The sequence below is a fragment of the Pseudomonas sp. genome (genome assembly GCF_030696055.1).
In the GTDB taxonomy this organism is placed as follows: Bacteria; Pseudomonadota; Gammaproteobacteria; order Pseudomonadales; family Pseudomonadaceae; genus Aquipseudomonas.
Genome location: NZ_JAUYNP010000024.1, coordinates 1 through 8347 on the forward strand (window position 1 = coordinate 1; position 8347 = coordinate 8347).

Sequence of the window (8347 nt, forward strand, 5' to 3'; positions counted from 1 at the left end):
TGAAAAACCAACTCGATGACAGCAACCGCAGCGGCACCCTGATTGAGCTCGGCCTCGGAGTACTGGCCGCGCTGATTGGCTTGCTGCTGGTGTGGCTGATGGCGCGCAGCGTGACCAGACCGATCCTCGGCGTGGCGCACATGCTCGAAGACATCGCCAGCGGCCGCCTGCCGCATGCCTTACGGCGTTTTGCCACGGCCTACCCGCAGGTGGCCCTGGAGCTGGTGATAGACAACAGCGCCACCCTGGCCAGCCAGCTCAATAACGCCGAGCTGGACCTCGCCATCGGCGATGCCAGCTATTTCAGCGCCACCGCCTCGGCCCTGTGGCAACAACCGCTGCACTGGGTCGCGGCGCGCGGCTTCGATCTGCAGGCGCACGCCCAGGCCTTGCCGATAGTCGCGTTCGGCGGCAATTGCCTGTGGCAGGCGCAGGTGTTCGAGGCGCTCAAGCTGGCCGCGCGGCCCTGGCGGGTGGTGTGCACCAGCAACAGCCTGGCGGCGGTGCAGTCTGCGGTCGAGGCCGGACTCGGCATCGCGGTGCTGCTCAGGAGCAATATTCGCCCGGAGTCGATGCGCACGCTCAACGGCGAAGGCCTGCCCGAGGCGCCCCAGGTCAGCTTCGGCCTCTACGAACGCAGCCAGATCGACCCGGCGCCGGCGGTCAGCACCCTGCGCAACTTCCTGGCGGAGGAACTGCACGTGCAGCCGCCGCTAGCCGCAACGGCCACTCCGCAGCCCAGGGCATAAGCGTTTTACGGACTAAGAACCTGTTTACGATCTCGCGAGCTAGAGCGAGACAAGGCAAAAAAGCCGAAGAAGCGCAGTTTACGAGCTGTAAATGAGCATTCTGAGGCTGTTTTTAACGCGGTATCGCCGACGCGCAGCAGATCGTAAACAGGTTCTAAGCGCCGAGCGGCACTAGCAGTTGAACCAGCAAGCCCAGCATCGCGCAGACCGCCAGCACCTCGATCACCCCGCGCTTGAATCTGAGCAGGGCCAGCGCCGCGCCCAGGGCGATCAAGGCCGAGGGCCAGTCGAAATGGCCACCGAAGCCCTGGGGCCAGAGCACGTGGTAGGCGAAGAACAGCGCCAGGTTAAGGATCACCCCGACCACGGCGGCGGTGATGGCGGTCAGCGGCGCGGTGAACCGTAGGTCGCCGTGGGTCGATTCCACCAGCGGCCCGCCGGCGAGGATAAACAGGAAGGACGGCAGAAAGGTGAACCAGGTGACCAGGCAGGCCGCCAGCGCGCCGCTGGCAAAGGCCGAGTCGCCGCCGAACAGCGGCTGCAGATAAGCCCCGACAAACGCCACGAAGGCCACCACCATGATCAGCGGCCCCGGCGTGGTTTCGCCCAGGGCCAGGCCGTCGATCATCTGCGTCGGGCTCAGCCAGCCGTAGTGGCCGACCGCGCCCTGGTACACATAGGGCAGCACCGCATAGGCACCGCCGAAGGTCAGCAGCGCCGCCTTGGTAAAGAACCAGCCCATCTGGGTCAACGTACCGTGCCAACCGAACAGCGCGGTGAGCACGCCCATCGGCAGCATCCACAGCACGGCGCCGACCAGCAGCAGAAGCAGCAGGCGCGGCCAGCGGAAGCGCGCATGGGCGGGGGTTGGCGTGTCGTCATCGATCAGCGCCGGGCCGTAGGACTGCTTGGCCGCACCATGGCCGCCACCGATGCTGAACTGCTGCGGGGCGAAACGCCCGCCCAAATAGCCGATCGAGGCCGCGCCCAGCACTATCAGCGGGAAGGGGACATTCAAGGCGAAGATGGTCACGAAGGAGGCGCCGGCAATCGCCCACAGCCAGTTGTTCTTCAGCGCGCGCGAGCCAATGCGGTGAGCGGCCTGCAGCACTATGGCGGTCACCGCCGGCTTGATCCCGTAGAAGACCCCCGCCACCAGCTGTATATCGCCGAAGGCGATATATAGCCAGGACAGACCGATCAGGATAAACAGCGACGGCAGCACGAACAGCACCCCGGCTATCACCCCGCCCCAGGTGCGGTGCATCAGCCAGCCGATATAGGTGGCCAGCTGCTGCGCCTCCGGCCCCGGCAGCAACATGCAGTAATTCAGGGCATGCAGAAAGCGCCGTTCGGAGATCCAGCGCCGGCGCTCCACCAGCTCCTGATGCATGATGGCAATCTGCCCGGCCGGGCCGCCGAAGCTGATCAGACCGAGCTTGAGCCAGAACAGAAAAGCCTCGAACAGGCTGACCGCTGTCGGGGCTTGGGTGGCTGGCGGCGAATCGGACATGGACGCAGGCTCATCGAGGTTAAACGGCGGCAAAACTATAGCCCGCGACTATGACGAATGGCGCTGCGGCGCTCAAGCGGCCCGCCGATTTACGTATACTCTTCTAGCTAGAGCCTGCGGCTCTAAACCCTCCCTCAACCTGTCCGTGAAGCGTCCTGTGAAAATCCGTCATTCGATAGTAAGCCTGCTGCTGATCTGCAGTTGCGTTGTAGTTGCGTCGAACAGCCATGCCGCCACTAAACAACAGGAACTGGCCGCCGGCAGTGCCCTGCTGGTCGACCTGCAGACCAATCAAGTGCTCTATGAGCGCAACGCCGATGTGGTGGTACCCATCGCCTCGGTGACCAAGCTGATGACCGCCATGGTCGCCCTGGACGCCCAGCTGCCGCTGGAGCAGATGCTGCCGATCCGCATCCGCGACACCCATGAAATGCGCGGCGTGTACTCGCGGGTGCGGTTGGGCAGTGAACTGAGCCGCCACGACATGCTGCAGATCGCCTTGATGTCCTCGGAAAACCGCGCCGCCTCGAGCCTGGCCCACCACTACCCGGGCGGCCATACCGCCTTTGTCGCGGCGATGAACGCCAAGGCCAAGGCCCTGGGCATGAACAGCACGCGCTTTGTCGAGCCCACCGGACTGTCGGAGCGCAACCGCTCCAGCGCCCGCGATCTGGTGTTGATGCTCAAGGCCGCCGGGCAGTACTCGCTGATCCGCCAGTTCACCACCACCTCGGAAAAGACCCAGAGATTCCGCAAGCCCAGCTACAGCCTGGGCTTTCGCAACACTAACCACCTGGTGCGCAAGGCCGGTTGGAGCATTCAGTTGAGCAAGACTGGCTACACCGACGAAGCCGGCCACTGCCTGGTGATGAATACGGTGATGAACTAGCGCCCGGTGGCCTTCGTGGTGCTGGATGCCTACGGCAAATACACCCATATAGCCGATGCCAACCGCCTCAAGCGCTGGCTGGAAACCGGCCGGGTCTCCCCGGTGCCGGCCGCCGCTCTCAGCTACCGCAAGCAGAAACTGGCGCAGCGCCAGCTGCAGGTAGCGCAGTAAACCAGCCGCGGGCCTGACTCTTAAGGGTTTAGGCCCAGTAGCGGCTGGCGCATGCCAAATACCAGAAAACGCGCCAGTTCACTCAGGGGCAAGGCCTTGCTGATCAGATAGCCTTGCACCTGATCGCAGCCGAACTGGCGCAACAGCGCCAGCTGCTCGGCATTCTCCACGCCTTCGCCGACCACCTGCAGCTTGAGGTTGTGCGCCAGGTTGATCATCGCCCGCACCAGCTGACGATTTTCCGCGCGCCCATCCATGCCGCCGACGAAGCTCTTGTCGATCTTCAGCAGGGTGATCGGCAGGTTGTTCAGGTGCACGAAGGAGGAGAAACCGGTGCCGAAGTCGTCCAGGGAGAAGCGCACGCCCAGCCGGCCGAGGGCCAGCATGGTCTGCTGCACCTGATCGCTGCGGCGCATCACCGCGGTCTCGGTCAGCTCGAACTCCAGCCACCGCGCATCCACGCCGCGCTCTTCGATCAGGCGGCTCAAGGTCGGCAGCAGCTGGCTGTCCTGAAACTGGCGGAACGACAGGTTGATCGCCATATGCAGCGCCGGCAGGCCACGCCCGCGCAGCCACTGCATATCGCGCAGGGCGCGGGAAATCACCCAGTAGCCCAGCGGCACTATCAGGCCACTTTCCTCGGCCAGGGGCACGAACTCGTTGGGCGCCAGCAGGCCGTGCACGCTGTGCCGCCAGCGCACCAGCGCCTCCAGGCCGACTATCTGCCCGCTTTGCAGGCACAGGCGCGGTTGGTAATGCAGCTCCAGCTCGTCGCGGCGCAGCGCCCGACGCAGCTCGCTTTCCAGGTCCGCCTGGTTGCGCGCGCTGCGGTTGATCCGTTCGTCATAGATATGAAAGGTGCAGCCCTGCTGGCTCTTGGCCTGCTGCATGGCGATATGCGCGTGCCACATCAAGGGGTCGGCGGCGCTCTCGACGCGGGAATGCGCCAGCCCCAGGCTGCAACCGATCAGCAGGCTCTCGCCATCCACCCAGTAGGGTTCGGCCAGCGCCTCGGTAATGCGCACGGCCAGGCGCTCGGCGCGCTGCGGGTCACGCCGGCTGTCGAGCAACAGGGCGAACTCGTCGCTGCCCAGGCGCGCCAACTGGTCGCCGGCCTGCAACTGCGCCTTAAGGCGCGCCACCACTTGCAGGATCAGGCTGTCGCCGCCCTGATAACCGAGGGCGTCGTTGGCGTGGCGGAAGTTGTCCAGATCCAGATGGCCGAGGGTCAGGCCGCGCCCCTGGTATTCGCTCAGGCGCGCCGCCAGCAGGGTCTGGAAGCCCTGGCGATTGGCGATGCCGGTCAGGGCATCCTGTGCGGCCAGGCGCTGCAGGCTGTCCTTCAGCTTGCCGCGCTCACGGGCGTAGCGCAGGCAGCGGCGCAGCACATCGATAGTCAGGCGGTCGCGCACCAGCCAGTCGCAGACATCGGAGGGGACAGTATCGGGTTCTTCATCCAGCAGCAGAATGATCGGCAGCGAGCAGTGGCCAGACTCGGGCAGGCGCTGCGGGGTGCTCAGCAGCAGGGCCTCGCGCTTGTCCTCGAACAGGCTGCTGGCCACCGCCCAGGACGGCGCGGTGATCACCGGCATGACATCCGGCAGATGCGCCAGGCACTGTTCCAGCAGCGTGGCCCATCCCGAGTCGTCGGCTAACAGCAGCAGATGCAAGGGTTCTAACGATGCTGACAAACGGCCTCCCCGGGATCATATGGCAAACACCAGCTGCACACTGAGCAGCCCCAGGGCTGCCATCAATCTGCCTGCGCATCCCTACGCGGGGTTCTCTGCCTGACGCAAGCAACGACCATGCAGCACACTGGAGCGCGCTAGCCTAAAGCATTGGCCAAATTAACCAAGAGCTAAGTCTGCCGACCAGCACGATCGTGCCATCCTGTGAGCGGCATCATAAGTACAGCGAGATATCGAACCAGGTCGAGGGGGAAAGGCGCGGCGCGCGCCTTAACGCACGGCCGCCGCGAGGGCGTCGGGGTGACCCTGGCGCTGCGCGAGATAAGCTTCCAGCTCGCGCAGGGGCAAGGCCTGGCTGATCAGATAGCCCTGCACCTGGTCGCAGCCGAACTGCTCCAGCAGCGCCAGGTCTTCCTCCGTCTCCACTCCCTCGGCCACCACCTCCAGGCCCAGGTTGCGCGCCAGGTTGATCATGGCGTTGACCAGGCGGCACTGCTCGGGACGCAGGTGCATGCCGCAGACGAAACTCTTGTCCAGCTTGAGCAAGGCGATCGGCAGGCTGGCCAGGTGGACGAAGGAGGAAAAGCCGGTGCCGAAGTCGTCCAGGGAGAAACGCACACCCAGCTCGCCGAGGGTCTGCATGCTGTCCAGCACATAGTCGCTGCGCTGCATCACCGCGGTCTCGGTCAGCTCGAACTCCAGCCAGCTGGCATCCACCCCCGAGCCGGCGATCAGGCGCTGCACCGTGGGCAGCAGCTGGCTGTCCTGGAACTGGCGGAACGACAGGTTGATCGCCATATGCTGGGTCAGGCCGCGCTCGCTCAGCCAGCGCGCGTCGTGCAGGGCGCGGGCGATCACCCAGTAGCCGAGCGGCACGATCAAGCCGCTTTGCTCGGCCAGGGGGATAAAGTCCTGGGGATAGAGCAAGCCGCGCTTGGGATGGCGCCAGCGCACCAGGGCTTCGAGACCGACTATCTGGCCCGTGACCAGGTCCTGGCGCGGCTGATAGAACAGCTCCAGCTCATCGCGGCGCAGCGCACGGCGCAGCTCGGCCTCGATGTCGGCCAGGCTGCGGATATCGCCGGACATGCGCTCGTCGTACAGGTGGAAGGTACAGCCCTGGCGGCTCTTGGCCTGCTGCATGGCGACATGCGCGTGCCACAGCAGCGGGTCGGCGTCTTCGCCGGCGCGGCCATAGGCCAGGCCCAGGCTGCAACCCAGCGACAGGCTCTCGCCCTGCAGCCAGTACGGCTCGCCCAGGGACTCCATCAGGGCCTGCGGCAGGCTATCGACCCGGCCCGGCGCTTCGCTGATGTCCAGCAACAGGGCGAACTCGTCGCCGCCGATGCGCCCCAGCACGTCGCGGGGCCCCAGCAGCCGCTGCAGACGCTCGACCAGCTGCTGGATCAGCTCGTCGCCGGCCTGGTGGCCGAGGCTGTCATTGGCATGCTTGAAATTATCCAGATCCAGATAACCGAGCAGCAGGCCGCGGCCGCGGTTCTCCTGCAGGCGCTTGTGCAACTGCGCCTGGAAACCCTGGCGATTGGGGATGCCGGTCAGTGGGTCCTGCTTGGCCAGGCGCTGCAGGGCCAACAGCTGCTGGCTGTAATGCAGGCAGCGGCGCAGGATTTCGCCATTCAGGCTGTCGCGCGCCAACCAATCGCAGATGTCGGCCGGCAACTGGCTCGGCGCGCTGTCCAGCAGCAGGATAGGCGGCAGCGGGCATTGGCTGGCGGTGGGCAGGCACTCGGGGGTGGCGAACACCAGGTCGGGCAATGTGCCCTGGTAGAGACTCTGCGCAGCACTCCAGCTGCTGGCGGCGAACAACCAGACCGGTTCATCCTGCTCGGCCAGCAGCTTGTCCAGCAAGGTCACCCAATGGGGTTCAGTCGCTAAAATCAGCAGTCGCGAGAAAGCGGTTTGGCACAGCACACAGCCTCCCAAGGCTCGCTATCTAATAAATCACTTTAAGTTATAGACGCACTTACCTAATACATCGCAAGAATTTCTTTGTACAGCCCCGTTTATCGAGCACTCGTCGGCAGCCGACCAGCAGCCCCCTGCAACCCTGATAGAATCGCCACCCTTTTAGCTAGTGCATTTCGTCATGTCCCGACTCAATCCCCGGCAACAAGAAGCCGTGAACTACGTCGGCGGCCCTCTTTTGGTGCTCGCCGGCGCAGGCTCCGGCAAGACCAGCGTGATCACCCGCAAGATCGCCCACCTGGTGCAGAACTGCGGCATCCGCGCCCAGCACATAGTCGCCATGACCTTTACCAACAAGGCCGCGCGGGAGATGAAGGAGCGCGTCGGCAGCCTGCTCAAGGGCCCCGAGGCCCGTGGCCTGACGGTGTCGACCTTCCACAATCTGGGCATGAATATCATCCGCAAGGAATATGCGGCGCTGGGCTACAAGCCGGGTTTCTCGATCTTCGACGAGGGCGATATCAAGGCGCTGCTCAGCGACATCATGCAGAAGGAATACGCCGGGGATGACGGTGCCGACGAGATCAAGAACTACATAGGCAGCTGGAAGAACGAGCTGATCCTGCCCGAGCAGGCCCTGGCCGAGGCGCGCAATCCCAAGGAGCAGACCGCCGCCATCGTCTACCTGCACTACCAGCGCACGCTGAAAGCCTACAACGCGGTGGACTTCGACGACCTGATCCTGATGCCGGTGAAGCTGTTCCAGGAGCACGGGGACATCCTGGAGAAATGGCAGAACCGCATCCGCTACCTGCTGGTCGACGAGTACCAGGACACCAACGCCAGCCAGTACCTGCTGGTGAAGCTGCTGGTGGGCATGCGCAACCAGTTCACCGTGGTCGGCGACGACGACCAGTCGATCTATGCCTGGCGCGGCGCGCGCCCGGAAAACCTGATGCTGCTGAAGGAGGATTATCCCTCGCTGAAGGTGGTGATGCTGGAGCAGAACTACCGCTCCACCAGCCGCATTCTCAAATGCGCCAACATCCTGATCGCCAACAACCCCCATGCCTTCGAGAAGCAGCTGTGGAGCGAGATGGGCATGGGCGACGAGATCCGCGTGATCCGCTGTCGCAACGAAGACGCCGAATGCGAGCGGGTGGCCCTGGAAATCCTCACCGAGCACCTGCGCACCGAGCGCCCGTACAGCGACTTCGCCATCCTCTACCGCGGCAACTACCAGGCCAAGCTGATGGAGCTGAAGCTGCAGCACCACCAGATCCCCTATCGCCTGTCGGGTGGCACCAGTTTCTTCGCCCGCCAGGAAGTGAAGGACCTGATGAGCTACTTCCGCCTGCTGGTCAATCCGGACGACGACAACGCCTTTCTGCGGGTGATCAACGTGCCG

4 protein-coding genes and 2 pseudogenes are annotated in these 8347 nt (G+C 64.5%); 3 read left to right on the forward strand and 3 right to left on the reverse strand.

What is annotated here, in order from left to right; genetic code table 11:
• Positions 1–638 (forward strand): annotated as a pseudogene (locus tag Q8Q83_RS01295) (LysR substrate-binding domain-containing protein); the annotation flags it as partial.
• A 265-nt stretch (positions 639–903) separates the two neighbouring features.
• Here the strand turns inward: Q8Q83_RS01295 and chrA are convergent.
• The gene (gene chrA, locus Q8Q83_RS01300) at positions 904–2262 is read right to left on the reverse strand and encodes a chromate efflux transporter (protein ID WP_305620447.1); all 1359 of its coding nucleotides are present in this window, start codon (positions 2260–2262) and stop codon (positions 904–906) included.
• A gap of 157 nt (positions 2263–2419) precedes the next feature.
• On the opposite strand from chrA, the pseudogene pbpG reads away from it, so the two are divergent.
• Positions 2420–3322: pseudogene (pbpG, locus tag Q8Q83_RS01305) on the forward strand (D-alanyl-D-alanine endopeptidase).
• 20 nt (positions 3323–3342) lie between these two features.
• Here pbpG and Q8Q83_RS01310 read toward each other — a convergent pair.
• Positions 3343–5013 carry a bifunctional diguanylate cyclase/phosphodiesterase gene (locus Q8Q83_RS01310; RefSeq protein WP_305620449.1) on the reverse strand — a complete coding sequence of 557 codons (1671 nt, stop codon included), beginning with the start codon at positions 5011–5013 and terminating at the stop codon, positions 3343–3345.
• A gap of 270 nt (positions 5014–5283) precedes the next feature.
• Positions 5284–6945: a putative bifunctional diguanylate cyclase/phosphodiesterase gene (locus Q8Q83_RS01315; RefSeq protein ID WP_371132340.1), complete on the reverse strand. Its 1662-nt coding sequence runs from the start codon at positions 6943–6945 to the stop codon at positions 5284–5286.
• A gap of 175 nt (positions 6946–7120) precedes the next feature.
• On the opposite strand from Q8Q83_RS01315, the gene Q8Q83_RS01320 reads away from it, so the two are divergent.
• Positions 7121–8347, forward strand: a 1227-nt coding sequence (locus Q8Q83_RS01320) for a UvrD-helicase domain-containing protein (RefSeq protein ID WP_305620451.1), incomplete at its 3' end; no start/stop codon positions are given.

Coding starts and splice junctions, on each gene's coding strand:
- chrA (WP_305620447.1), bottom strand. CDS start 2,262: ATGTCCGATTCGCCGCCAGCCACCCAAGCCCCGACAGCGGTCAGCCTG.